At 63.6% G+C, this 25663-nt stretch carries 22 protein-coding genes; 15 read left to right on the top strand and 7 right to left on the bottom strand.

The annotated features are described in order from the left end of the window. Positions 1-118: 118 nt before the first annotated feature. The 10 genes from ACZXDY_RS33200 (at position 119) to ACZXDY_RS33155 (ending at position 11246) form a co-directional block, all read left to right on the top strand. Positions 119-982, top strand: a complete 864-nt coding sequence (locus ACZXDY_RS33200; protein WP_464348422.1) for an IclR family transcriptional regulator — start codon at positions 119-121, stop codon at positions 980-982. Between the two features lie 72 nt (positions 983-1054). Next, positions 1055-1852 (top strand): ABC transporter ATP-binding protein, encoded by a 798-nt coding sequence (locus ACZXDY_RS33195; protein WP_455997704.1) that lies wholly within the window; start codon positions 1055-1057, stop codon positions 1850-1852. Continuing rightward, positions 1849-2562 carry an ABC transporter ATP-binding protein gene (locus ACZXDY_RS33190; RefSeq protein WP_028166751.1) on the top strand — a complete coding sequence of 238 codons (714 nt, stop codon included), beginning with the start codon at positions 1849-1851 and terminating at the stop codon, positions 2560-2562. The genes ACZXDY_RS33195 and ACZXDY_RS33190 overlap by 4 nt, the downstream gene beginning before the upstream one ends. 13 nt (positions 2563-2575) lie before the next feature. Further along, positions 2576-3454 (top strand): branched-chain amino acid ABC transporter permease, encoded by an 879-nt coding sequence (locus tag ACZXDY_RS33185; RefSeq protein WP_028166750.1) that lies wholly within the window; start codon positions 2576-2578, stop codon positions 3452-3454. A 2-nt stretch (positions 3455-3456) separates the two neighbouring features. Beyond that, positions 3457-4473: a branched-chain amino acid ABC transporter permease gene (locus ACZXDY_RS33180; RefSeq protein ID WP_028166749.1), complete on the top strand. Its 1017-nt coding sequence runs from the start codon at positions 3457-3459 to the stop codon at positions 4471-4473. Between the two features lie 30 nt (positions 4474-4503). Beyond that, a complete protein-coding gene (locus ACZXDY_RS33175; RefSeq protein WP_464348421.1) occupies positions 4504-5733 on the top strand; it encodes an ABC transporter substrate-binding protein in 1230 nt (409 codons plus the stop codon). A 241-nt stretch (positions 5734-5974) separates the two neighbouring features. After that, on the top strand, positions 5975-7201 hold the full coding sequence (locus tag ACZXDY_RS33170; protein ID WP_464348420.1) for an ABC transporter substrate-binding protein: 1227 nt from the start codon (positions 5975-5977) through the stop codon (positions 7199-7201). A gap of 168 nt (positions 7202-7369) precedes the next feature. Next, the gene (locus tag ACZXDY_RS33165) at positions 7370-8596 is read left to right on the top strand and encodes an ABC transporter substrate-binding protein (protein ID WP_464348419.1); all 1227 of its coding nucleotides are present in this window, start codon (positions 7370-7372) and stop codon (positions 8594-8596) included. 137 nt (positions 8597-8733) lie between these two features. Further along, complete coding sequence (locus ACZXDY_RS33160) at positions 8734-9966, top strand: ABC transporter substrate-binding protein (protein ID WP_464348418.1); 1233 nt, start codon at positions 8734-8736, stop codon at positions 9964-9966. Continuing rightward, positions 9966-11246 carry a glycerate kinase type-2 family protein gene (locus tag ACZXDY_RS33155; RefSeq protein WP_464348417.1) on the top strand — a complete coding sequence of 427 codons (1281 nt, stop codon included), beginning with the start codon at positions 9966-9968 and terminating at the stop codon, positions 11244-11246. Before ACZXDY_RS33160 ends, ACZXDY_RS33155 begins: the two co-directional genes overlap by 1 nt. A 331-nt stretch (positions 11247-11577) precedes the next feature. On the opposite strand, the gene ACZXDY_RS33150 is transcribed toward ACZXDY_RS33155, so the two are convergent. Next, entirely contained in the window at positions 11578-12096 is a 519-nt protein-coding gene (locus ACZXDY_RS33150) for a MarR family winged helix-turn-helix transcriptional regulator (RefSeq protein WP_464348416.1), read from the bottom strand. 158 nt (positions 12097-12254) lie between these two features. On the opposite strand from ACZXDY_RS33150, the gene ACZXDY_RS33145 reads away from it, so the two are divergent. The 3 genes from ACZXDY_RS33145 to ACZXDY_RS33135 are packed head-to-tail and all read left to right on the top strand — an operon-like array spanning position 12255 to position 15798. Next, positions 12255-13295 (top strand): branched-chain amino acid ABC transporter permease, encoded by a 1041-nt coding sequence (locus ACZXDY_RS33145; protein WP_456642921.1) that lies wholly within the window; start codon positions 12255-12257, stop codon positions 13293-13295. A 5-nt stretch (positions 13296-13300) separates the two neighbouring features. After that, complete coding sequence (locus ACZXDY_RS33140; RefSeq protein ID WP_464348415.1) at positions 13301-15070, top strand: branched-chain amino acid ABC transporter ATP-binding protein/permease; 1770 nt, start codon at positions 13301-13303, stop codon at positions 15068-15070. Beyond that, complete coding sequence (locus ACZXDY_RS33135) at positions 15067-15798, top strand: ABC transporter ATP-binding protein (RefSeq protein WP_464348414.1); 732 nt, start codon at positions 15067-15069, stop codon at positions 15796-15798. The genes ACZXDY_RS33140 and ACZXDY_RS33135 overlap by 4 nt, the downstream gene beginning before the upstream one ends. A gap of 22 nt (positions 15799-15820) precedes the next feature. On the opposite strand, the gene ACZXDY_RS33130 is transcribed toward ACZXDY_RS33135, so the two are convergent. The 5 genes from ACZXDY_RS33130 to ACZXDY_RS33110 form a co-directional block, all read right to left on the bottom strand. Then, positions 15821-16972 (bottom strand): ABC transporter substrate-binding protein, encoded by a 1152-nt coding sequence (locus ACZXDY_RS33130; protein WP_464348413.1) that lies wholly within the window; start codon positions 16970-16972, stop codon positions 15821-15823. 93 nt (positions 16973-17065) lie between these two features. Continuing rightward, a complete protein-coding gene (locus ACZXDY_RS33125) occupies positions 17066-17485 on the bottom strand; it encodes an acyl-CoA thioesterase (RefSeq protein ID WP_130229918.1) in 420 nt (139 codons plus the stop codon). Positions 17486-17494: 9 nt separating this feature from the next. Further along, entirely contained in the window at positions 17495-18256 is a 762-nt protein-coding gene (locus ACZXDY_RS33120) for an SDR family NAD(P)-dependent oxidoreductase (RefSeq protein ID WP_208828322.1), read from the bottom strand. Between the two features lie 20 nt (positions 18257-18276). Beyond that, on the bottom strand, positions 18277-20142 hold the full coding sequence (locus tag ACZXDY_RS33115) for a feruloyl-CoA synthase (protein WP_464348412.1): 1866 nt from the start codon (positions 20140-20142) through the stop codon (positions 18277-18279). A gap of 19 nt (positions 20143-20161) precedes the next feature. Continuing rightward, positions 20162-20965, bottom strand: coding sequence for a crotonase/enoyl-CoA hydratase family protein (locus tag ACZXDY_RS33110; RefSeq protein WP_130229921.1), 804 nt, complete (start codon positions 20963-20965; stop codon positions 20162-20164). 344 nt (positions 20966-21309) lie between these two features. On the opposite strand from ACZXDY_RS33110, the gene ACZXDY_RS33105 reads away from it, so the two are divergent. After that, positions 21310-22221 carry a DUF3313 domain-containing protein gene (locus tag ACZXDY_RS33105; RefSeq protein ID WP_464348411.1) on the top strand — a complete coding sequence of 304 codons (912 nt, stop codon included), beginning with the start codon at positions 21310-21312 and terminating at the stop codon, positions 22219-22221. A 164-nt stretch (positions 22222-22385) separates the two neighbouring features. On the opposite strand, the gene ACZXDY_RS33100 is transcribed toward ACZXDY_RS33105, so the two are convergent. Then, positions 22386-23198: a lytic murein transglycosylase gene (locus ACZXDY_RS33100; RefSeq protein ID WP_464348410.1), complete on the bottom strand. Its 813-nt coding sequence runs from the start codon at positions 23196-23198 to the stop codon at positions 22386-22388. A gap of 174 nt (positions 23199-23372) precedes the next feature. Here ACZXDY_RS33100 and ACZXDY_RS33095 point away from each other — a divergent pair, with 174 nt between their 5' ends. Further along, positions 23373-24635, top strand: a complete 1263-nt coding sequence (locus ACZXDY_RS33095) for a serine hydrolase domain-containing protein (protein ID WP_464348409.1) — start codon at positions 23373-23375, stop codon at positions 24633-24635. The last annotated feature ends 1028 nt before the right edge of the window (positions 24636-25663 follow it).

Here is a 25663-nt window from a genome sequence, read left to right as displayed (position 1 = left end):
GTTGCGGTTCTTGCGTTTAGTAGCTAATTTCGCACTGCGAAATTAAATTCCACATCTTGACACGGAGGGTTATTTTGAAGCACGTCCGTTGTCAACGAGATCGACAAAGTGGCGGGGAATGAAACGTTCAGGAAAGAAGGCGGCGACCGACCGCAATTTTGTGGTCGCGCTTTCCCGTGGATTGGAAGTCCTGCGCGCATTCCGTCCCAATGACGGGCTTCTCGGCAATCAGGAGATTGCGGCCCGCACCAATTTGCCGAAGCCAACCGTTTCGCGGCTGACCTATACGTTGACCAAGCTTGGTTACCTTACACCCGTCCCGCGTTTCGAGAAGTACCAGCTCACGCCCTCTGCCATGGCGCTGGGTTATGCCGCGCTCGCCAATCTCGGTGTCCGGCATTTGTCCGAACCCTATCGCGAGGACGTGATGCGTGCGACCGGCGGTGCGGTCGCGGTCGGCGGGCGCGATCGGCTCAGCATGATCTATTTCGGGCAAAGTCGGAACGGACTGACGCTCGGCGTTCAGCTCGATGTCGGTTCGCGGATACCAATAGCGACCACCGCGATGGGGCGCGCCTACATCTGGGCGCTGCCGGACGATGAGCGTACCGCTTTGCTGCGTGAGCTTCGCGACCACTATGGCAGCCGCTGGCCGAAGATGCGCGATGGCATCGAGCGCTCGGGCGAATTGGTAGCGAAGCGTGGCTTTGCAATTTCTGCTGGTGAATGGCAGGACGATGTTCACGCTGTCGGCGTGGCATTGCAGCTCAATGACGGAACCGGTCCGTATGCATTCAACTGCGGCGCGCCGGCATTCCGCTTTACGGAAGACCGGTTGCTCGACGATATTGGACCTCGCCTTGTCGCGATGGTAAGGAACATCGAGCAGGCGCTTGGTGGGGTAGCGCCGCAATCCAGAAAAGTTGAAAGCAAAAAGTCGAGACTAGGAGGGAAAGTTGCACGTGTGGCCGAGGGCATCTGACAGCCTTCTTCATCGCCGGCGCGATCGCTCGCGCGGCGCTCTCCGCCCTCTCAAGCGGGCGGGCGAGACGAGATGACGCAGGCACAACTCGCGCAGGGTCATGCGCCACTGCTCGCGGTTCGCGACGTCAGCGTCGTGTTCGGCGGCATCGTCGCGTTGAACGGCGTCTCCTTCGACATGCATCAGGGCCAGATCCTGGGACTGATCGGACCGAACGGCGCCGGCAAGACGACGCTCTTCAATTGCCTCTCCCGGCTCTATCAGCCGAGCTCCGGCGACATCCTGATGGAAGGCGCGAGCATCCTCAGCCGCCCGCCGCACAAGATCGCCGAGATCGGCATCGGTCGCACCTTCCAGAACGTCGCGCTGTTTCCCAATCTCTCGGTGCTCGACAATGTCCGCGTCGGCACCCACGCGCGCACCTCCAGCGACATCATCAGCGACTCGCTCAAGCTCGCCTGGATCAGGCGCAGCGAGGCTTCGGTCAACAAGAAGGTGCACGAGATCCTGGCCTATCTCGACCTCGAGGACGTCGCGCACAGCATCGTTTCGGGCCTGCCGTTCGGCACCCAGAAGCGCGTTGAACTGGCGCGGGCGCTCGCGGCCGATCCGAAGATCCTCTTGCTGGACGAGCCGGCCGGCGGCCTCAACCATGAAGAGGTCTATGTGCTCGGCGACCTCGTCCGCAAGATCCGCGACGAGCGCAAGATCACCGTGCTCCTGGTCGAGCACCACATGGGCATGGTGATGTCGACCGCCGACCATGTCGTCGCGCTCAATTTCGGCCGCAAGCTCGCCGAGGGAACCCCTAGCCAGGTCCAGGCCGATCCCGACGTCATCAAGGCCTATCTCGGGAGCAAGGACCAATGACGATGATGCTCAACGTCAAGGATCTGCGCGCCTATTACGGCCAGGTTCAGGCGCTTCACGGCCTCAGCTTCTCGCTGAACGAAGGTTCGCTCACCACGCTGCTCGGGGCCAACGGCGCCGGCAAGACCACCACGCTGCGGGCGATCTGCAACATGGTGCGCTCGACCGGCGCGATCGAATTCGAGGGCAAGCCGATCGGTAATCGTTCGACCGAGAACGTGGTCCGCCTCGGCATCGCCCATGTGCCGCAGGGGCGCGGCACCTTCACCAACATGACGGTGGAGGAGAACCTGCAGCTTGGCGCCATCACGCGCGGCGACAAGAAGAACATCGTCGCCGACATCGAGCGCATGTACGACCACTTCCCGGTGCTCAAGCAGCGCCATACCCAGCAGGCCGGCACGCTGTCGGGCGGCGAGCAGCAGATGCTCGCGGTCGCGCGCGCGCTGATGCTGCGGCCGCGGCTGATGCTGCTGGACGAGCCGTCGTTCGGCCTGGCGCCGCTGGTGGTCCGCGACCTGTTCCGCATTCTCGGCAAGATCAACCGCGAGGACAAGGTCACCATCCTGGTGGTCGAGCAGAATGCGCAGCTCGCCCTCGAGCTCGCCGACCAGGCCTATGTGATCGAAACCGGACGCATCGTGATGTCCGGCAACGCCAAGGACGTCGCCAACAACGAAGACGTCCGTAAATCCTATCTGGGTTACTGAGGGAGCGAGGACCATGGAGCTTTTTGCCAACCAAGTCCTGGCCGGCATCGCCACCGGCGCGATCTACGCCTGCATGGCGCTCGCCGTCGTGATGATCTACCAGGCGATCGACCATCTCAATTTCGCGCAAGGCGAAATGGCGATGTTCTCGACCTTCATGTCCTGGCAGATGATGCAATGGGGCGTGCCCTATTGGTGGGCCTTCATCCTCACCGTCATCCTTTCCTTCGCCGGCGGCATCCTGATCGAGCGGCTGCTGTTCAAGCCCTTGGCGAAGGCGCCGGTCCTGACCAACGTCGCCGGCTTCATCGCCCTGTTTGCGATCGTCAACTCGGTCGCCGGCCTGATCTGGGATTTCACCATCAAGCAATATCCGACGCCGTTCGGCTCCTCGCCGTTCCTTGGCAGCCAGCTGATCTCGACCCACCAGGCCGGCATGGTCGGCGTCACCCTGCTGCTGCTCGCCGGGCTCTATTTCTTCTTCCAGTTCACCCGCATTGGCCTTGCGATGCGGGCGGCTGCCTCGCTGCCTGAATCGGCGCGGCTGGTCGGCATCAACACCTCATGGATGATCGCGCTCGGCTGGGGCATGGCCGCCGCCATCGGCGCGATCGCCGGCATGCTGATCGCGCCCGTGGTGTTCCTGGAGCCGAACATGATGGGCGGCGTCCTGATCTACGGCTTTGCCTCGGCGGTGCTCGGCGGCCTTAGCTCGCCGCTCGGCGCCGTGATCGGCGGCTTCCTGGTCGGCGTGTTCGAGAACCTTGCCGGCACCTACATTCCAGGCGTCGGCAACGAGCTCAAGCTGCCGATCGCGCTGGCGCTGATTATCACCGTGTTGGTCGTCAAACCGGCCGGGCTGTTTGGCCGGCCCATCGTGAAGCGAGTCTGATCATGAGCGCGGCTGAAGAAGTTGTAACCGAAGCCCCGGCCGTCGAGGCGGTTCCGAAGCGTGCCATGACGCTCGGCTACGGCACCTCGCTGGTGGTGCTGGCGGCCCTGATCCTGACGCCCCTGTTCGTCAAGAACTTCATCATCTTCCAGATGACGATGCTCCTGATCTACGGGCTCGCGGTGCTGGCGCTCAACATCCTGACCGGCGGCTCGGGCCAGTTCTCGCTCGGCCAGAGCGCGTTCTACGCCATCGGTGCCTATACCACGGCGATCCTGATGGAGCACTTCAACGTCAACTACGCGCTGACCCTGCCGGTCGCGGGCGTCGTCTGCTTCGGCGCGGGTTTCCTGTTCGGCCAGCCGGCGCTGCGGCTGTCGGGCATCTACCTCGCACTCGCGACCTTTGCTCTGGCGCTCGCCATGCCTCAGCTCCTCAAGCTCGGCTTCCTCGAGCACTGGACCGGCGGCGTGCAGGGCCTGGTGGTGACCAAGCCGGATGCGCCATTCGGCCTGCCGCTGTCGCAGGACATGTGGCTCTATTACTTCACGCTGGCGGTCTCGATCGGGATCTATGTCGCCTCGGTGAACCTGCTCCGCTCGCGCTCGGGCCGCGCCCTGATGTCGATCCGCGACAACGAGATCGCGGCCTCCGCCATGGGCGTTAACGTCGCGCTGTACAAGACGCTGGCCTTCGGCGTCAGCGCCGGCATCACCGGCATCGCCGGCGGCCTGGGCGCGATCGCGGTGCAGTTCGTGGCGCCCGACGGCTACACCATCACGCTCGCGATCTCTCTGTTCGTCGGCATGGTGGTCGGCGGCGTCGGCTGGCTGCCGGGTTCGATCGTCGGCTCCGCCTTCATCATCTTCGTGCCTAACATTGCGGAAGGCATTTCCAAGGGTCTCTCTGGCGCCGTGTTCGGCGTGCTCCTGTTCCTCGTCATCTACCTGGTGCCGCATGGCGCCCGGCAGGTCGCCCTCATTGCCCAGCAACTGGCGGCGAAACTCAAGAAGAACTGAAGAACCAAAAAAGAGACTTTAGGAGAGACGATGCCCTTCAAACTACGGACCGCCGTGCTTTCGGCGGCGGTCGTCGCTTGTGCTGTCGCTTCCGGCAGTGCCTTCGCCCAGAAGACATACGATACCGGCGCCTCCGACACCGAGATCAAGATCGGAAACATCATCCCTTATAGCGGACCTGCGTCCGCCTATGGCAGCATCGGCAAGACCGAGGCCGCCTATTTCCGGATGATCAACGATCGGGGCGGCATCAACGGCCGCAAGGTCAATTTCATCACCTACGACGACGCCTACTCGCCGCCGAAGGCGGTGGAGCAGGTGCGCAAGCTGGTCGAGAGCGACGAAGTCCTTGTCGTCTTCAACCCGCTCGGCACGCCCTCGAACACCGCGATCCAGAAATACCTCAACTCCAAGAAGATCCCGCAACTGTTCGTCGCCACCGGCGCGACCAAGTGGAACGATCCGAAGAACTTCCCGTGGACCATAGGCTGGCAGCCGAGCTACCAGAGCGAAGCGCAGATCTACGCGAAATGGCTGATGAAGGAGAAGCCGGACGCCAAGGTCGCGATCCTCTATCAGAACGACGATTTCGGTAAGGATTACCTCAAAGGCACCAAGGACGGCCTCGGCGCCAAGGGCACCTCGATGATCATCCTCGAGGAAAGCTACGAGATCTCCGAGCCGACGATCGATTCCCACATCGTCAAGATCAAGGCCGCCAACCCGGACGTGCTGCTGATCTATGCCACGCCGAAATTCGCCGCCCAGACCATCAAGAAGACCGCCGAACTCGGCTGGAAGCCGCTGCAGATCGTCGCCAACGTCTCGATCTCGGTCGGCAGCGTGATGCAGCCGGCGGGATTTGATAACGCCCAGGGCGTGCTCTCGGCCGCCTACGCCAAGGACGGCAGCGACTCGCAATGGAACAACGATCCCGGCATGAAGAAGTGGAATGAATTCCTCGACAAGTACATGCCGGGCGCCGACAAGACCGAAAGCGCCCTGGTTTACGGCTACGGCGCTGCACAAACCCTGGCGAAGGTGCTGGAGATGTGCGGTGACAACCTCACCCGCGCCAACGTCATGAAGCAGGCGGCGAGCCTGAAGGATTTTACGCCGGACACGCTGCTGCCCGGCGTCAAGATCAACACCAGCGCCACCGACTTTGCCCCGATCAGCCAGCTTCAGATGATGCGCTTCAAGGGACAGAAGTGGGAACTGTTCGGCGAGATCATCAGCGGCGACGTTCCCGCCGACTAACGTTGTGCAGTGCAAGAGACCAGCAAAAAGCCCCGCGGTGCAAGCCGCGGGGCTTTTTGTTGACGGACGGCGCGAGAACCGCATTCAATGCCCGCCATGGGAGTTCCAAGAAAAGCATCCACCACAGCATGATCCGGAAAAGTGGGAACCGGTTTTCCGAAAAGATCATGCTCAAACAAGAGATGAGATCATGATCCGATTCCGTCTAATCGGATCATGATCTCAAGGATGAAGGAAACGAATGACTGCCATCCGCTTGCGATTGACTGCCCTTTCAGCCGTGCTCGTCCTGATCACCGCCAGCACCGGCGGTGCGCTCGCCCAGAAAAAGTACGATACCGGCGCCAGCGATACGGAGATCAAAATAGGCAACATCATGCCCTATAGCGGACCGGCTTCCGGCTATGGCGTGATCGGTAAGACCGAGGCGGCCTATTTCAACAAGGTCAACGCCGAGGGCGGCATCAACGGTCGCAAGATCGTTTTTCTCAGCTACGACGACGGCTACAACCCGTCGAAGACGGTGGAGCAGGCGCGCAAGCTCGTGGAGAGCGATAAAGTGCTTCTGATCTTCAACTCGCTCGGCACGGTCACCAACCTCGCGATCCAGAAATACATGAACGGCAAGGGAGTGCCGCAGCTCTTCGTCGCCTCCGGCGCCAGCAAGTGGGACCAGCCGAAAGAGTTTCCGTGGACCATGGGCTGGCAGCCGAACTACCAGAGCGAGGCGCGCATCTATGCCAAATACATCATGAAGGAGAGGCCGGACGCCAAGGTCGGCGTGCTCTATCAGAACGACGATTTCGGCAAGGACTACCTCAGAGGCTTGAGGGACGGATTCGGCGAGAAGGCGGCGATGATCGTCGCCGAAGAGAGCTACGAGACCTCAGAGCCGTCGATGGAGAGCCACATCGCCAAGCTGAAGGCCGCCGGCGTCGACGTCCTTATCAACGTCGCCATGCCGAGATTCGCAGCTCAGGCGATGAAGAACGTCGCGGAATTGAACTGGAAGCCGCTGCAGATCGTGTCCAATGTCTCCGCTTCCGTCGGCGGCGCGATGAAGCCGGCCGGCTTTGAGAATGTGCAGGGCGTCCTGTCGGCGGCCTATGCCAAGGATGGCGCCGACCCGCAATGGGACAACGATCCCGGCATGAAGCGCTTCTTCGCGTTCCTGCAGGAATATTATCCGGAAGCCGATCGGCGCGATGACGCGGCGGTCTATGGCTATGGCGCGGCGCAAACCATGGTGAAGGTGCTGCAGATGTGCGGCGACGATCTCACCCGTGCCAACATCATGAAGCAGGCCGCGAGCCTGAGGGAGTTTGTGCCCGACACGCTGCTGCCCGGCATCACCATCAACACATCGCCGACCGACTTCGCGCCCGTCAAGCAACTGCAGATGATACGCTTCAAGGGAGACAAGTGGGAGTTGTTCGGAGACATCATGAGCGGCGCGCTCGGGCCTTGATGGAGCTGCGGCGGCATCAGCCGTTGAAAGCCCCCGCGACTCTGTCGCGGGGGCTTTTTGTTGAGGCCTTGTCGGCAAAATGGTAATCGATACGGTCAACACCAAGAGCTTTCGCATCAAGAAGGCCATGACACAGCATCGATGTCATCCAAGAGGGAGAGAGACGGAATGTCCGCTATCAAAAAACTTGCGATTCTTTCGACAGCGTTCGGCTTGTTCGCGGCCACTGCCGGCACTGCGACGGCACAGAAGAAATACGACGCCGGCGCATCGGATACCGAGATCAAGGTCGGCAACATCATGCCCTACAGCGGACCGGCCTCCGCCTACGGCGTGATCGGGCGCACCGAGGCCGCCTACTTCAAGAAGATCAACGACGCCGGCGGCATCAATGGCCGCAAGATCAATTTCGTCTCCTATGACGACGCCTATTCGCCACCGAAGGCGGTCGAGCAGGCGCGCAAGCTGGTCGAGAGCGACGAGGTGCTGCTCATCTTCAACTCGCTCGGCACGCCGTCGAACACCGCGATCCAGAAATACATGAACTCGAAGAAGGTGCCGCAGCTCTTCGTCGCCACCGGCGCCACCAAGTGGAACGACCCGCAGAACTTTCCGTGGACGATGGGCTGGCAGCCCAGCTATCAGAGTGAGACCCAGATCTACGCCAAGTACATCCTGAAGAACCATCCCGACGCCAAGATCGCGGTGCTCTTCCAGAACGACGACTACGGCAAGGACTATCTAAAGGGCCTGAGGGACGGGCTCGGCTCCAAGGCCGCGAGCATGATCGTGATGGAGGAGAGCTACGAGACCTCCGAGCCGTCGATCGATTCGCATCTGGTCAAGCTCAAGGCCACCGGCGCCGACATCTTCATCAATATCACCACGCCGAAATTTGCCGCGCAGGCGATCAAGAAGAACGCCGAGATCGGCTGGAAGCCGCTGCACTTCCTCAACAACGTCTCGGCGTCCGTCGGCAGCGTGCTCAAGCCGGCCGGCTTCGAGAACGCCCAGGACATCATCTCCGCCGCCTACCTCAAGGACGCCTCCGACAAGCAGTGGGACAACGATCCTGGCATGAAGGAATTCTATGCCTTCATGGCCAAGGATTTTCCGGAAGGCGACAAGCTCGACGGCGGTACCGTGGTCGGCTACGGCGTGGCGCAGACGCTGGTTCAGGTGCTGAAGCAGTGTGGTGACAACCTGACGCGCGAGAACGTCATGAAGCAGGCGGCGAGCCTGAAGGATTTCCGTACCGAAGTCCTGCTGCCCGGCATCAAGATCAACACCGGACCAAACGACTTTGCTCCGATCAGCTCGCTTCAGCTCATGAAGTTCAAGGGCGACAAATGGGAGCTGTTCGGCGACGTCATCAGCGCTGACGTCGGCGGGTAAAAGTCTCCCGCAGTTACCCAAGGTTAAGCACGCAAAGCTCCTGCGACACAGTCGCAGGGGCTTTTTGTTGCCAACGTGATTTTCCGCGCTATCAATGCGATGCACCAGAATGGGAGCTTCTGCTCCGAAGGAGTCCTATGCCTATGTTGACCCGACGCCGCCTTGCAACCGCATTCCTCGGCTTTGCCGTAACCGCCACCACTGCCTCTGCCGCACTCGCGCAGAAGCAATATGACACCGGTGCGACGGACACCGAGATCAAGATCGGCAACATCGTGCCCTATAGCGGGCCGGCTTCGGCTTACGGCAGCGTCGGCAAGGCGATGGCTGCATTGTTCAAGAAGGTCAACGACGAGGGCGGCATCAACGGCCGCAAGATCAACTTCATCTCCTATGACGATGCCTATAGCCCGCCGAAGACGGTCGAGCAGGCACGCAAGCTGGTCGAAAGCGACGAGGTTCTGCTGGTGGTCGGCACGCTGGGCACCGCGCCCAACACTGCAATCCAGAAATACCTCAACAGCAAGAAAGTGCCGCAGCTCTTTGTCGCCACCGGCGCGACCAAGTGGAACGAGCCGAAGACCTTTCCCTGGACCATGGGCTGGCTGCCGAGCTACCAGAGCGAATCGCGCATCTACGCGAAATACCTCACGAAGGAGAAGCCGGGCGCCAAGGTGGCCGTGCTCTACCAGAACGACGATATGGGCAAGGACTATCTGAAGGGCCTGAAGGATGGGTTCGGCGCAGACGCCTCGCGGATCGTCCTGGAGGAGAGCTACGAGGTCTCGGAGCCGACCATCGATTCGCACGTGGTGAAGATCAAATCGGCCAATCCCGACGTTCTGGTGCTTTACACTACGCCGAAGTTCGGCGCGCAGGCGATCAAGAAGCTGGGCGAGATGAACTGGAAGCCGCTCACGATCATCTCCAACGTCAGCGCCTCGACGGCGGCCGTGATGAAGCCGGCGGGCGTTGAGAACTCGCAGGGCGTGATCTCGGCGGCTTATGCCAAGGATGTCAGCGATCCCCAGTGGGCCAACGATCCCGGCATCAAGGCATTCGACGATCTGCTCGCGAAATATCTTCCCGAGATGAACCGGATCGACTCTTCGGCGATGACCGGTTACAACCTTGCGACTACCATGGTAGAGGTGCTCCGTCGCTGCGGCGACAACCTGACCCGGGAGAATGTCATGAAGCAGGCGCAAAGCCTAAAGCAATTTGCGCAAGGCGGACTGTTACCGGGCGTGACGCTGACCACGAGCGCGACTGATTACATGCCGATCGAGCAGTTGCAATTGATGCAGTTCAAGGGTGAACGCTGGCAGTTGTTCGGCGAAGTCCTCAGCGGCGAGATCTCTGGCAACTGATGACGAACCGACGCCCTCTCCTGCGCGCGATCTTCGATGCGGCGGTAGCTGCCGCCCATCCGGACGTCGTGCTGGCGCCGCATTTGCGTCCGGTGCCGAAGGGGAGGGTGATCGTGCTTGCCGCGGGCAAGGGCGCCGCCGCCATGGCGGCGGCGGCCGAACGACACTATCTCGACGCGCTCGAGCTGGATCCGGCGCTGTTGGCGGGGATTGCAACTACCCGCCACGGCCATGGCGTGCCGACCCGCCGGATCAGGGTGGTCGAGGCTGGCCATCCCGTACCTGACGAAGCCGGGCTGAAAGCCGCCGACGATACGCTGCGGCTGGCGGCGACGGCGACCGCGGATGATCTCTTGCTGGTGTTGATCTCCGGCGGTGGCTCCGCCAATTGGATCGCGCCGGTGGACGGCGTCAGTTTTGCGCAGAAGCAGCAGGTGAACCGGGCGCTGCTCCGCTCGGGCGCGCCGATCGGCGAGATGAACATCGTGCGGAAACATCTGTCGCGCATCAAGGGCGGCCGTTTGGCGCGGGCCGGCCAGCGCGCCGAGATCGTGACGCTCGCGATATCCGACGTGCCGCATGACGATCCTTCCGCGATCGCATCCGGCCCCACGGTGGCAGATTCGACTACGCTTGCGGACGCACGCGCCATCGTCGCCAAATACAATCTGGCGATCGATGACTCCGTTCGCCGCGCGCTCGATGATCCTGGCAACGAAAGCTGCAAGCCGGGCGATCCCGCCTTTGCGCGCGCGACGTTCGAGTTGATCGCAAAGCCGAAGGCCTCGATCGAATCGGCGGTCAAGGTCGCGCGCGAGGCCGGCTATGCGACCATCGATCTCGGCGCCGATCTCGAAGGCGAAGCGCGCGACGTCGCCGCCGCGCACGCGCAGCTCGCGCTGACGGCCCGCAGCGAGGGCAGGCGCGTCGCGATCCTGTCCGGCGGCGAACTGACCGTGACCGTGCGCGGCAATGGCCGCGGCGGCCCCAACCAGGAATACGCGCTCGCGCTCGCCGATCTGCTCAAGGGCATGACCGATGTCTCGGCGCTCGCCGCGGACACCGACGGCGCCGACGGCGGCGCCGGCAACGCCAGCGACCCGGCCGGCGCCGTCATTGACCACTCTACGTTCGCGAAGATGAAATCGCAGGGCCTCGATCCCAGGGCCTATCTCGAAAACAACGACGCCAGCGGCTTCTTCGCTCAAACCGGCGATCTGCTCCTGACCGGCCCGACGCTGACCAACGTCAACGACGTCCGCGTCATCCTGGTGGACTGACGCCACGCTCTCTCCGTCGTTGCGAGCGAAGCGAAGCAATCCACGTCTCCGCTTGCGGCGCTATGGATTGCTTTGCTGCGCTCGCAATGACCTGGATAGCGCGGCGCACTCCAGCTCATCCCCTGACCCTGAGGAGACCGCGCAGCGGTCGTCTCGAAGGGCGAGGCCACGGGGCCTCATCCTTTAAGACGCGGCGAAGACGCCGCTCCTCAGGATGGGGATCTGGCAGAATCGCAGGATGGGTAGAGCGAAGCGAAACCCATCATTGGCGCGGCATGCTCCATCGCGATGGGTTTCGCTGCGCTCTACCCATCCTACGGCAGCTCCACCCTCAAAACTCGCGCGCGATCTTCGCCAGCATCTCCAGCAGCGCCGCGTGGTTCTCAGGTCCCAAGAGTTCGATCAGCCGCGCCTCGTGCTTGTTGGCGACGAACTTCTTGGCGCGTGCCAACACCGCGCGGCCCTTGTCGGTCAGCACGAGAATGTGCGAGCGGCGGTCGCTTGCCGAGCGCATGCGCGCGCAGAGTTCGCGGCTCTCCAGGGCGTCGAGCATCGCCACGAAATTCGGCCGCAGGATACCGAGCGTACTCGCGATCTCGGTCTGGTTGCGGCCGGGATTCTGGTCGAGCAGCAAGAGCACCGAGAATTGTGCCGGCGTGAGTTGCAAGGGCGCGACGCAGCGCAGAAAATCCTCGAACACCTTGAGCTGCGCACGCTTCAGCGAATAGCCCAATAGCCCCGACAGTTCTCCCAGGTGGAGCAGGCCATCGTCGCTCGAAGCGTCAAGATCCTGCCCGGCGACGGGGCGGGATACCTTGGCGGCGTCGGCGGCGGTCTTGGGAACAGTCATCGCTCGAGGCTCGCAATCCCGGGAGTCGGGCTCTTGAGATTATATTCGATAATTGTTATTGATTATATCAAACGTCGGCAGCTTTCAACAGCCGACACCGGACGATCGAACGCCGCGATGCGTTGATCGGCCCGCCGCGTGAGGGGGAGCGCTCGACCTTGAACACGACGATCATGCTGTTCCTGCTGCAGGACGGCATCACCAACGGCGCCATCTACGCATTGCTGGGGCTGGCCCTGGTCCTGGTGTTTGCGGTCACGCGGGTGATCCTGATCCCGCAGGGCGAGTTCGTCACCTATGGCGCGCTGAGCTATGCCATGCTGGCGACCGGGCAGGTGCCGGGCACCGCGAAGCTCGCGGTCGCGATGGGACTGGTGGCGTTCGGCCTCGACCTGTTCTTTGCGCGGAAGTCGCTGCATGCGCGCCTGATCGCGCGGGCCGTCGCGGTCGACATCGTCTTTCCAGTCGCCGTCTGCCTGCTGACTTATGCGCTTGCCGGGCCGAAGACGCCGATCGCCGTCAACATCGCGCTCGCGCTTCTGATCGTGGCGGCGATCGGGCTGTTCCTCTACCGCATCGCGTTCCAGCCGATCGCGCATACGTCCGTGCTGGTGCTCTTGATCGCCTCCGTCGGCTGCCATCTCGCACTGCAGGGCCTGGGTCTCGTCTTCTTCGGCGCCGAAGGCCTGCGCGGGCCCGCGCTCTCCAACGTCGCTCTGACGGCGGGCGCGCTCCGCTTCACCGGCCAGAGCCTTGCGGTCTACGGCCTCACCATTGGTTTCATCGTCGCGCTCTGGCTGTTTTTCGGCTACTCGCTGACCGGCAAGGCGCTGCGCGCCACCGCCGTCAATCGCCTCGGCGCCCGCCTCGTCGGCATCCGCACCACATTGTCCGGCCAGATCGCCTTCCTGCTGGCCTCGCTGATCGGCGCGATCTCGGGAATTTTGATCGTGCCGATCACGACGCTTTATTACGACACCGGCTTCCTGATCGGCCTCAAAGGCTTCATCGCGGCGATCATCGGCGGTCTCGTCAGCTATCCCTTGACGGCCGTCGCCGCCATTCTCGTCGGTGTCGTCGAAGCGTTCTCCTCGTTCTATGCCAGCAACTTCAAGGAAGTCATCGTCTTCACGCTGATCCTCCCCGTCCTGGTGCTGCGTTCGCTCGCGGCGCCCGCGGTCGAAGAAGAGAAGGATTGAGCGCGATGACGCAGCGATTGCCTCTCATCATCTTCGCCCTCGTGATGGCGCTGATCCCGCTGGTGCCGGGCATCCCGCCGTTCTGGATCGTGCTGCTCGACAATATCGGCCTCGCCGCGCTGGTGGCGATGGGATTGGTGCTGCTGACCGGCGTCGGCGGGCTCACCTCGTTCGGGCAGGCGGCGTTCTGCGGCTTCGGCGCCTACACCACGGCGGTGTTGACGACCGCCTATGGCGTCTCGCCGTGGCTGACGCTGCCGGTCTCGCTCCTGGTCAGTGGCATCGCCGCGGTGCTGCTCGGCATCGTCACGGTGCGGCTGTCCGGCCACTATCTGCCGCTCGGCACCATCGCCTGGGGCATCGCGCTGTTCTACCTCTTCAGCAAGCTCGAATTCCTCGGCCGCAACGACGGCATCTCCGGCATCCCGCCGCTTGCGATCGGCGCCTACAAGATGCTGAGCCCCGGCACGATCTACTATGCGATCTGGATCGCGGTCTTGATCTCAGCGGTGCTGACGTTGAACCTTTTGGATTCGCGCACCGGCCGCGCCATCCGCGCACTGCGCCGCGGCCATATCGCGGCCGAAGCCTTCGGCGTGCAGACGCCGCGCGCCAAGCTCTTGGTGTTCATCTACGCCGCGGTGCTGGCGGGCCTGTCCGGCTGGCTCTATGCGCATTTCCAGCGTGCCGCCAACCCGACGCCGTTCGGTCCGCAGGCCGGCATCGAATATCTCTTCATTGCCGTCGTCGGCGGCGCCGGCTATGTCTGGGGCGCGGTGCTCGGCGCCGGCATCGTCGTGATCCTGAAGGAAGTGTTGCAGAGCTATCTTCCTTACATCTTCGGCGGCCAGAGCCAGCTCGAGACCATCGTGTTCGGCATCCTCCTCGTGATGCTGTTGCAGCTCGCGCCATCCGGCGTCTGGCCGTGGCTGATGGCGCGATTGCCGTTCAAGGCGGTCCGCAGGACGGTGGACAATTCGCTGACGCTGCCGGCCCGGGAGCGTGCGCCGACGACGGCGGCCGTGCTCCTGCAGCTCGACAAGGCGCGCAAGCAGTTCGGCGGCGTCACCGCCGTCAACGATGTCAGCTTCGACGTCAGGGCCCGCGAGATCGTGGCGCTGATCGGCCCCAATGGCGCCGGCAAGAGCACGACCTTCAACCTGATCACGGGCGTCCTGACCGCAACCAGCGGCGCCATTTCCGTGCTCGGCAGGAAGGTCGAGAACGCGCCGCCGCAGGAGGTGGTCAAGCTCGGCGTCGCCCGCACCTTTCAGCACGTCAAGCTGGTGCCCGACATGACGGTGCTGGAGAACGTCGCGATCGGCGCGCATCTGCGGGGACATTCCGGCGCGGTCGCCAGCATGCTCCGCCTCGACCGCGCGGATGAAGCACGGCTGCTCGCGGAAGCCGCACGGCAGATCGAGCGCGTCGGGCTCACCGACCAGATCGACCAGCTCGCGGGCTCGCTCTCGCTCGGCCAGCAGCGCATCGTCGAGATCGCCCGCGCGCTCTGCGTCGATCCGATGCTGCTCCTGCTTGACGAGCCCGCCGCGGGGCTGCGGCACATGGAGAAACAGCGGCTCGCGGCGCTGCTGCGGCAATTGCGCGACGGCGGCATGTCGGTGCTGCTGGTCGAGCACGACATGGGTTTTGTCATGGACCTCGCCGACCGCATCGTCGTGCTCGATTTCGGCACCAAGATCGCGGAAGGCACGCCGGAGGCGATCAAGAAGAACCCCGAGGTCATCAAGGCCTATCTCGGAGCCGCGGCATGAGCGCATTGTTGTCGGTCTCCGATGTGCATATCGCCTATGGCAAGGTCGAAGCCGTCCGCGGCGTCTCGCTCGAGGTTCGCGAGAATGAGATCGTCACCATCATCGGCGCCAATGGGGCCGGCAAGACCACGCTGCTCAACGCCGTCATGGGCATCCTGCCGCTCAAGGGCCGCACCACCTTCGCAGGCCAGGACATGGCCACGCTCGACATCGAGGACCGCGTCGCGGCGGGCCTCAGCCTCGTGCCGGAGCACCGCGAACTGTTCGCGACCATGAATGTCGAGGACAATCTGCAGCTCGGCGCATTCCGGGTCCCGAAGGCGACGGCGGCAAATTCGTTCGAGCGCGTCTACAGTCTGTTCCCGCGGCTGAGGGAGCGGCGCAAGCAGCTCGCCGGCACGCTTTCTGGCGGCGAGCAGCAGATGCTGGCGATGGGGCGGGCGCTGATGGGCGCTCCGAAACTCCTGATGCTGGACGAGCCGAGCCTGGGCCTCGCGCCGATCATTGTCGCCGACATCTTCCGCACCATCGGCGAGCTTCGCGCCGCCGGCGTGTCGGTGCTGCTGGTGGAGCAGAACGCCCAGGCCGCGCTAAAGATCGCCGACCGCGCCTATGTGATGGAGCTCGGCGAGTTCGTGCTCAGCGGAGCGGCCAGGGATATCGCCAGCAATCAGCGCGTCGCCGCAAGCTATCTCGGCTTCCAGCATGAGGGCGAGAGCGCGGTTTGATCCACGCTCCCGCCCCGCATCGTCACATCGCCGGCACGTATTTGCCGTCTTTCACCGTGAGCAGGATCCGCGAGCGATCGTCGAGACCGTAGCGGTCCTTGTCGGTCCAGTTGTAGACGCCTTGGCTGGCGACGATTTCCTTCTCGCTCATCAGCGCCTGGCGGATGCCTTCGCGGAACTCCGGCGTGCCGGGCTTGCCGGCCTTCAGCGCGACCGGGATCACGCGCTTCAACACTTCGAAGGCGTCGTAGGAGTGGCCGGCAAACTGACTGCGGCTGTTGGCGCCATACTTCGCCTCATAGGCGGTGTTGAGCGTAAGCCCCGGCTTCTTGGTCAGCGCGCTGTCCGGCTGGCTCTCCGGCGACATCACCGGGCCGGATGCCATGATGACGCCCTCCGCCGCGGGACCGGCGATGCGGACGAAGTCCATGCTCGCGGCGCCGTGGGTCTGGTAGATCAGGCCCTTGTAGCCGCGCTCGCGCAACGCGGTCTGCGGCAGCGCCGCGGCAGTGCCGGAGGCACCGACCAGGATCGCGTCGGGATTGGCTGCGACGAGCTTCAGCACCTGGCCCGCGACCGAGGTATCGGGCCGCGCAAATCGCTCTTCGTCGACCATCTGCAGGCCCATCGGCACGCCCTGGGCCTTGAAGTCGTTGAACCAGAGATCGCCGTAGGAATCGGAGTAGCCGATATAGCCGACGGTCTTGATGCCGTGCGCCTTCATGTGCTCGTACAAGACCTTGCCCATGATCGGGATCGACTGCGGCATGTCGACCGACCATTTCGCGCGCGCTTCGTTGATCGGAAACGGCGCCAGCCCGAAATGCGGGATGCCAGCCTCGTTGGCGACGGTGGAGACCGCGATCGAGGGCGGAGTGGTGGAGGAGCCCATGATGATGTCGGCCTTCGATTCCGTGACGAAGCGCCGCGCGTTGGTGGTAGCCGCGGTCGGGTCGCCGCCGTCGTCGAGCACGATCACCTTGAGCGGCACGCCGCCAATCTCCTTCGGCACGAAGTCCAGCGCGTTACGCTCGGGAATGCCGAGCGCCGCGGCAGGCCCCGTGGTCGAGATCGAGATGCCGATGACGATCTCGTTATTCTGCGCGGATGCCGGCGTGCCCGGCAGCGTCAGCGCTGCAGCCAGCGCAGCCGCGGCGAGATAAGCCTTCCTCATTCATTCCTCCCTTTTCAATTATTCTTGTCGGTGTAAGCAACTGGCAGGGCCAGTCCAGCCCCTTCTTTAGGTCAATAGAACACGGCACTCAAATCAGCCCTTCATGAAACGGTCAATGATCTCCTGCGGAAACGGCGCCGACTTCAATTTTGCGGGATCGTTCGGATCACGGCCGACGAGGACGCGGGTTTCGAAAGCTTCGATCGCCAGCGCCTCGCCCTTGAACACCTTGTGCGTCACTTCGAAACTCGAGCGCTTGATGCTTTCCACCCGCGTTTCAATTGTAATCCAGTCGCCATGGGTCGACGGGATGTAGAACTTCGCCCGCGTGTCGACCATGGGAATGCCGACCAGGCCGTAGTTGCGGACGAGGTCCTGTTTCGAGAAGCCGGCCGCTTCGAACATGATCGAGGTCGAATCGTCGAACATCGCGAAATAGCGCGGGTAATAGACGATGTTGGCGGGGTCGCAATCGCCCCACTGGATCTGCACATCGCGCCGGTGCACGAACATGCGCTGGCCTCAGCGCGGCGCCATGCGAAGCGCGGCATCGAGCCGCACCACCTCGCCGTTGAGGTAGGGGTTGTCGATCATGTGCAGCGCCAGCGAAGCGAACTCGCCAGCGTCGCCGAGCCGGTGCGGGAACGGGATCGAGGCGGCGAGCGAATCCTGCGCTTCCTGCGGCAGACCTGCGAGCAGCGGCGTCAGGAACAGGCCGGGCGCGATCGCCAGCACGCGGATGCCGAACTGCGCGAGCTCGCGCGCGATCGGCAGCGTCATGCCGACGATGCCGCCCTTGGAAGCCGAATAGGCGGCCTGGCCGATCTGGCCGTCATAGGCGGCAATCGACGCGGTCGAGATCACGACGCCGCGTTCGCCGGTTGGCAGCGGCTCGAGCTTTGTCATCGCCGCGGTCGCAAGCCGCAGCATGTTGAAGGAGCCGAGCAGGTTGACCTTGATCACCTTGTCGAAATCGCCGAGCGGCATCGGTCCGTCACGCCCGATCACGCGCTTTGCCACGCCGATGCCGGCGCAGTTGACCAGGATGCGCGCCGGGCCATGCGCTGTCGCAGCCTGCGCGACCGCGGCTTCCGCTGAGGCCGCATCCGACACGTCGCAGATCACGGCAACGCCGCCGATCTCGGCCGCGACGCTTTCTGCGAGCTTTGCATTGAGGTCGCATACTGCAACCTTGGCACCCTGCGCGGCGAGCCGGCGCGCGGTCGCGGCGCCCAGTCCCGATGCGCCGCCGGTGACGATGGCGGCCTGATCCTTCAACTGCATGATCTTCTCCCTTATAAAACTCAGCTCAATGTGATGACGTGCGCAGGCGGCACATCGGCATAAAGCGCCGCGATCAGCGCTGCGCGATGCTCCAGCACCGCGCGCTGATTGACCGAACCCTTGTCGGTGACCTCGCCGCGATCGATCGATAGCGGCGCATCGAGCAGGATCGCGCGGGTGATCCGGGTCGACGATCCGGTAGCGCTGGCGAGGAAGCGGGCGAAGCGCTCGCGGAAAGCGGCGCGGACCAGGGAATCGGACGCCGCCGCCGCGATATCGTTGGCTGATAGCGCCGGGTTGATCACGCGGCAGCCGTCGAGATCCAGGATCACAACGGCGGAAATCTCGTCGCGGTTGATGCCGGCGATGACGACGTCGCGCACCAGCGGCGCGCAGGCCGCGATGAAGCGCGCGCGGAGCGGGCCGACGCTGACCCAGGTGCCGCTGGCGAGCTTGAAATCCTCGGCAATGCGGCCATCGAAATCGAAGCCGGCATCAAGATCATCCGCTTTGGCCGGCTTCAGCGCATCGCCGAACTTGTAGAAGCCCTCTTCGTCGAAGGCGGCGGCAGTCAGTTCCGGCTGGCGCCAATAGCCTGGCGTGACGTTTGGCCCTCTGGCGCGCACCTCGAGCTTGCCGTTGTTCGGCAACAGCTTGGCTTCGTTGCCGAGCACTGGAAGGCCGACATGGCCGGAGCGGCTGGTGTCCGGCCGTACCGACATGAAGAACGGCGCCGTCTCGGTGGCGCCGAGCCCGGTCAGCATTGGCACGCGAAAGCCGGTCTCGCGCACGGCGAGCTCGTCGAGGCTGTTCCACACATAGGGCGACAGCGCCGCGCCGGAGAAGAACATCGCGTGCAGCCGGCCGAAGAATTTTGCGCGCAAGCCGGAATCGTCGCGCAGATAGGGCAACAGCGATTCATAACCCTTGGGCACGTTGAAATAGACCGTGGGCGAAATCTCGCGGAGGTTCTTCACGGTGTCCTCGATGCCGCCGGGCATCGGCTTGCCCTCATCGAGATACATCGAGCCGCCGTTGAACAGCGTCAGCCCGATATTGTGGTTGCCGCCAAAGGTGTGATTCCAGGGCAGCCAGTCGACGATGACAGGCGGCTCATCCTTCAGGAACGCCAATGTCTCGCGCAACATCACCTGGTTCGCGCAGAGCATGCGCTGGGTGTTGATGACGGCCTTGGGGTTGCCGGTCGAGCCGGAAGTCAGCAGGAATTTCGCGATCGTGTCCGGCGTGATGGCTTGGTGTGTCGCGTCGAGCAGCGGATGCTCCGGCGTGTCCAGCAGCTCGGAAAGTCTGGTCACGACCCGGCCGGGAAGGTCGCCGCGTGTGGCGACGATCTCGGTCTCCGGCGCCACATTCGCGGACAGCGCTTCAGCGAACTTGCCGGCGTCATCGGCGAAGACAAGGCCGGGCGTCAGCAGCTTGATGACAAAACCGAGCTTGCCGAAATCGCGTGACACCAGTGAATAGGCCGGCGACACCGGGCAGAACGGCACGCCGGCATAGAGCGCGCCGAACGCGAGCAGAGCGTGGTCAATCGAATTGCCCGACAGAATCACGAGCGGCTTTTCCGCCGACAGGCCGCGGGCGATCAGGGCGGAGGCGATATGCCTCGCGGCATCGAGCAGCTCGGCGTAAGTGATCTCGCGCCAGGCGCCGCTTGCTGCCCGCTCGGCCATGAACACGCGGCGGGGCTCGACCTTGGCCCAGTGATGCAGCCGATCGGTGATGCGCTGCGGATAATCGAGGAGCTTGCTGCGTGGGCGAAGATAGATCGTGCCATCGTCGCGGCGCTCGATGATAACAGCGGGATTGCCGAACGATATCGCGCGCAGCGGATGCGCGGTGGCATCTGTGACTGGCGCTGACATGTCGGCTCTCGCGCTCATCTCAGGTCGGCTTCACTTTTGCGGTCTTGTGCTCGAGGAATTCGCGGATCCGGCGTTTGGCTTCCTTGTCGCTCTGCGCCACCGTCGCCATCAGCGATTCCATCAACAGCCCGGTCTGCGGATTGGCTTCGGCGATCATCGGCAGCGCCTGCAGCACCGCAAAATTGGTCAGCGGCGCATTCCCCGCGATACGCTCGGCAAGCTCGATCGCCTTCGGCAATGCGCCGCCCGCGTCCGTCAGATATTGTGCGAAGCCGTAGGCCGCGCCTTCGGTCGCGGAATAGACGCGTCCGGTCAGCATCATGTCGATCATGCGGGGCACGCCGATCAGGCGCGGCAGGCGCACCGATCCGCCGCCGCCGACGAAGATGCCGCGCTGGCCTTCCGGCAGCGCGAAATAGGCTGACGGTTCGGCAACGCGGATATGCGCGGCGCAGGCAAGCTCCAGTCCGCCGCCGATCACGGCGCCCCTCAGCGCGGCGATCACGGGCACGCGGCTGTACTGGATGCGGTCGAACACCCGGTGCCACATCTGCGAATGCTGCAGGCCTTCGGTCGCGTCGCGCTCGGAGAGTTCGGAGAGATCGAGGCCGGAGGAAAAATGATCGCCGATGCCGTGGACGACGATGGCGCCGACGCCATCGGGGATGTCGGAAAAGCAATCCTGGATCGCCAGCATGATGCCGTCGTTCAGCGCATTGCGCTTGGCCGGCCGGTTGAGGCCCACGGTCAGGACCGCGCCGTTGTTCTCGATTGTCAGCAGCGCCGCGCGATCCTCGCTCGCGGCGGAGTCGGCGTTTCCCATGGCCTTATTGTTTCCTTCCCAGAATAGTTATAGTTTATAACGATTGGCCCGGGAGTCAATACGATGTGTCATCGCGCGCGAGCCCCGTAAGATGGGTAGAGCGCAGCGAAATCCATCGCGATGGAGCAAGCTGCGCGAATGATGGGTTTCGCTTCGCTCTGCCCATCCTACGACATTGTCCCCGACCCAAGCGTGATGCGGCAGAGCTAATCCCACCACGATACCGGCTGCGGTTTCGACAGGATTTCGCAATCATCGATCTGTATTGAGAAGAGCATATCTCCGCCTCAATCGGTCGTGCATCTGACGGTCGTCAGCATTGCCGTCAGAAACAGGACTGTCAGATGGTCGTTCATCGCCTGCTACCGAAGCTGCTCCGACGGCGGATGCGGAATTTGTCCGGTCGCACCACGTTGCAGGGTGTGGCGGCATTGGCCGCGGCCTGCCTGATGTCCGGCTGCGCCACGGTGGCGCTGGATGAGGGCGGGTCGCTGACATCGTATAGTCAGCTCCAGCCCTCCGATGGCGTGCTCACGAAGTCGAAGCTCTATGTGCGTGAACAAGAGGTGCTGGCGGCACGCACCGTGCGGATCGTCCCTGCGACGATTGCCGAGAAGGCAAGGGTGGAGGGGATCACGGATCAGGAGCGAAGATTGGTCGCCAACGCGATCGATCGCTCCCTTTGCGCCGGCCTCAGCGAACGCTTCACCGTGGTGGGCGCGAGCGACGATGCGGATATCACGGTTCATTCGCGGATCACGCAGATGACGCCGACCGACGAAAAGGCGGTGGCGGCATCGAAAGGGGCATCCGTCGCCAAGACCGTGCTGCTGCCCGGCGTGCCGGTGCCGGTCCCGCGCATTCCCATTGGCCTTGGCTCACTGTCGGTCGAAGCGGAGGCGCGGGCGCGCGACGGCAAGCAGGAAGGCGCCATGGTCTGGGGGCGTGGCGCGAATGCCCTCTCCGGTTCGGCGCGTGTGTCTCCGTCGGGCGACGCCTACGAATTGGCGAGCGCGTTCGGCGACGATTTCAGCCGCATGCTGGTCACCGGCAAGACGCCCTTCGGAGGGCTCGGGAAACCACCTTCCATGGACCGCATCCAGTCATGGGCAGGCGGCGCACCGAAATATGCGGCGTGCGAAGCATTCGGCCGCGAGCCGGGCATCGCGGGCCTGGTCGGAGGAGCGATCGGCGTACCGCCGGATTGGAACGACAAGGTGCCCGATGCCAGCACCACGACCGCGCAGGCTCAATAGTCAGTTCGTGGTTTGTAGGTGGGTTAGCGTCCGCCCAAGCTCGAAGAGCGAAGGCGGAGGCGTAACCCACCATTCGCTCTCGCCAAGGATGATGGGTTACGCCTTGCACCTTCGTGTGTTGAAGCAGCGGAGGCCGTAGCTCGGCTAACCCACCCTACCAGCTATCACCGGGCCGCCGACGCGCGGCCTTCGCCGTCGATCTGCCGGCCCATGATCGCGATCGCCTTTTGATAGACGCCGGCGGCATTCCAGGCTTCGATCGCCGCGAAGTTGGGTTCGCCGGGCTGGTAGCCGGCGCCGGCGCGCCAGCCGTGGGCTTTAAGGAAGTTGGCGGTCGAGTTGAGCGCGTTGGCGGCCACGTCGAGATTACCGGTGCCATAGGCCAGGATGTTCTTCGGCATGAATTGGGTCTGGCCGACCTCGCCATGCATGGATCCGCGTGTGCTGGCCGACAGCACGCCCCGGTCGACCAGCTTCAGCGCCGCGTAGAGCTGATCGGTGAAGAACTCGGGCCGGCGGCAGTCATAGGCAAGGGTGGCGATTGAGGACAGCATGTTCTGATTGCCGCGCTGGCTTCCAAAGCCGGTCTCCATGCCCCAGATCGCGATCAGCGGCCCGGGTGGGACGCCGTAGTGCTGCTCGATCGAGGCGAACAGCGCTGCGTGGGATTGCTTGAGCGATCGTCCGCGCGCGACGATGGTCGAGGCGCCGCGCTTGGCGAGAAACTGGTCGAGCGACAGGCCAAAGCTGCGCTGGCCGCGATCGGCGGCGACGGTCGCGCTGGCATAGTGCGTCTGCATCAAGGCGGCGACACCGGCTTGTCCGATGCCCTTGCCACTCGCCTCGCGGGCGAATTCCGCCTTCCAGGCCTCGAAACCGCCGGGACCGTTACCGCATTGCGCCGCTTTCGCGCTTGTGCCGAAAGGCGCCAGCGTCGCAAAGGCGATGAGGGCGGCGGTTGCAAGTTTCCTGGTCATCTCGAACTCCGTTGGTCGGCAGACATGATTTAAGCATAAATTGGGTGGACGCATAAATCGCATAACAATCGGGCGAAATCCGCACCAAGAGCATGATCCGGAAAAGTGGACACCGGTTTTTCCGAAAAGATCATGCTCAAACAAGAAATGAGATCATGATCTCGGGAGGAAATTATGAAAAGGCTCATCGCCGCGGCCGTGGCTGCCGGCCTCGCTCTCGAAATGGCACATGCCGCGCCCTTGCCCGAGGCCAAGCCCGATGACGTCGGATTCTCGGAGCAGGGTCTGGCCCGGCTGGACGATTTCTTCGCCCGCGAGATTGCGGCGAAACGGGTGCCCGGCGCCGTGGTCGCGATCGCCCGGGACGGCAAGCTCGTGCACTACAAGGCCTACGGCCAGCTCGACCCGGCCAAGGGCACGCCGATGTCGCTCGATGCCGTCTTCGCGCTGGCGTCCATGACCAAGCCGCTTGCCGCGGTCGCCGGCCTGACGCTGATGGAGCAGGGCCGCCTGCCGCTACAGGGCAGCCTCGCCAACTATTATCCTGATTTCGCCGACATGAAGGTAGGCGTTCCGCAGGTGGACGGTTCGCTCAAGATGGAAGCGCAGGCTTCGCCGATCACCATTCATGACCTCTATCGCCACACCTCCGGCCTGATGTATGGCGGTCGGCCGGACAGCGCGAGCCCGCTCGCGCGCCTCTATCCTGACGGCACGGCGCCCGCAATCGAGGGCGATACGCAGGCCTTTATCGATCGCATCACGAAGCTGCCGCTGGTGCACCAGCCGGGGACGGAATTCGAATATGGCTTCTCGATCGACGTGCTGGGCGCGGTGATCGAAAAAGTCACCTCGCAGCGGCTCGGCGATTATCTGGCTGCCAATGTGTGGCAGCCGCTCGGCATGAAGGACGCCACGTTCCATCCGTCGGAGGGCCAGCGCGACCGTCTCGCCCGACCGTTTCCGAATGACCCGCTGACGGGCAAGCCGCAGAGCATCAGGCTGCTCGACACGCCGACGAAGTTCGACTGCGGCGGCGCCTGCGCGTTTGCCACCGTCGGCGACTATCTCCGCTTCGGCCAGATGCTGCTCAATGGTGGGGAGCTCGAGGGAAAACGCATTCTCGGGCCCAAGACGGTGCATCACATGACCTCCAACCACCTCGGGCCCGAGATCAAGAACAACGTCGCGAACGTGGAGCCGCATCGCGGCGGCTTCACTTTCGGTCTCGGGGTGGCGGTGCGAACGAGCGAAGGTCTGTCAGCGGTCCCCGGCAACCCCGGCGAGTTCACCTGGAACGGCGCCTACGGCACGCAGTTCTTCTGCGACCCGAAGGAGCGCCTGGTCGTGGTGGTCGGAACGGCGGCGCCGGGCGAGCTCCGAAAGTATTACCGCGAGCAGGTCCAGGACATCGTCTACGGCGCCATGGTGCGGTGAGGCGCGCCGGCGGTTGCGCCTCCGTCATTCCGGGGCGCGCCGGCCGGTCATTCCGGGGCGCGCGTAGCGCGAACTATGATGTGCAATTGCACATCAGAGAATCCATCACGCCGCGTGCGCAGGTGGAGAAATGGATTCCGGGCTCGTCCTTCGGACGACCCGGAATGACAGGGGACGCATTTGCGCAATCCTCTCCTCCGTCATGGCCGGGCTTGACCCGGCCATCCACGTTGTCCCGGGCGCGAAGGACGTGGATGCCCGGAACATCTGCGCGAAGACGCGCTTCGCGCTTTTGCCCGGGCATGACGGCGTCGTATCATTCGCGCGATTTTCCTTAGGCCAATCAACGTGATTTGCCCTGTCCACCCTTCGCGCGAAAAACAATCCGCTTCCGTCGTCGGGCAAATCAGTGATTTAACTCCGCGCGTCTCACGGCGAATGAGGGGCGGGTCGCGATCGTCACGAACGTTGCGGTGAGATGCGGTGGACGCAGGTATTGCGAGAGACGAACGCAACACCAGCGGACGGCGAAGTCGTGTGGTCCTGGCGCCCCGACGCTGGCGCTAAGTACGCGAGCAGCAAGAGCTGCCGCGGACGACGGTGGCAAGAAAGCCCGGTCACCGGGGAGAGCGCGAAGGAAGCCGTAACACCATCGCGCAGGGAAAGCCGGAATGCTTCGGTTGAACCTGTGGTCCTACCCCCGTGCTTTTTGTTGCACGGGACCCATGGGTGCAACCGGCACCCGGCTTTCCCTGCGCCCTCTGTTCGATGAGAGGGCGGAACGAGATGCAAACCTCGGGCGCAAAGCGCCGCGAGAATGCGAGCGCACATCCTCATCGCTGTTTGAAATTTGAATCAGGACTCTCCCCACGTCGTCCCGGGCTTGCGCGCCGCGGCGAAGGCCTTGGGCGTAGCCGGGACCCGGGATCCATAACCACAGGGAGATGTGATGTGCTCCGCTACCACCGCTTGCTCGCGCCACAACACCTCCCTGTGGTTATGGGTCCCCGCTCCCGGGCGCAATTGCG

Source organism: Bradyrhizobium sp. LeoB3 (genome assembly GCF_055456055.1).
This window is presented reverse-complemented; position numbering and strand designations above follow the sequence as displayed.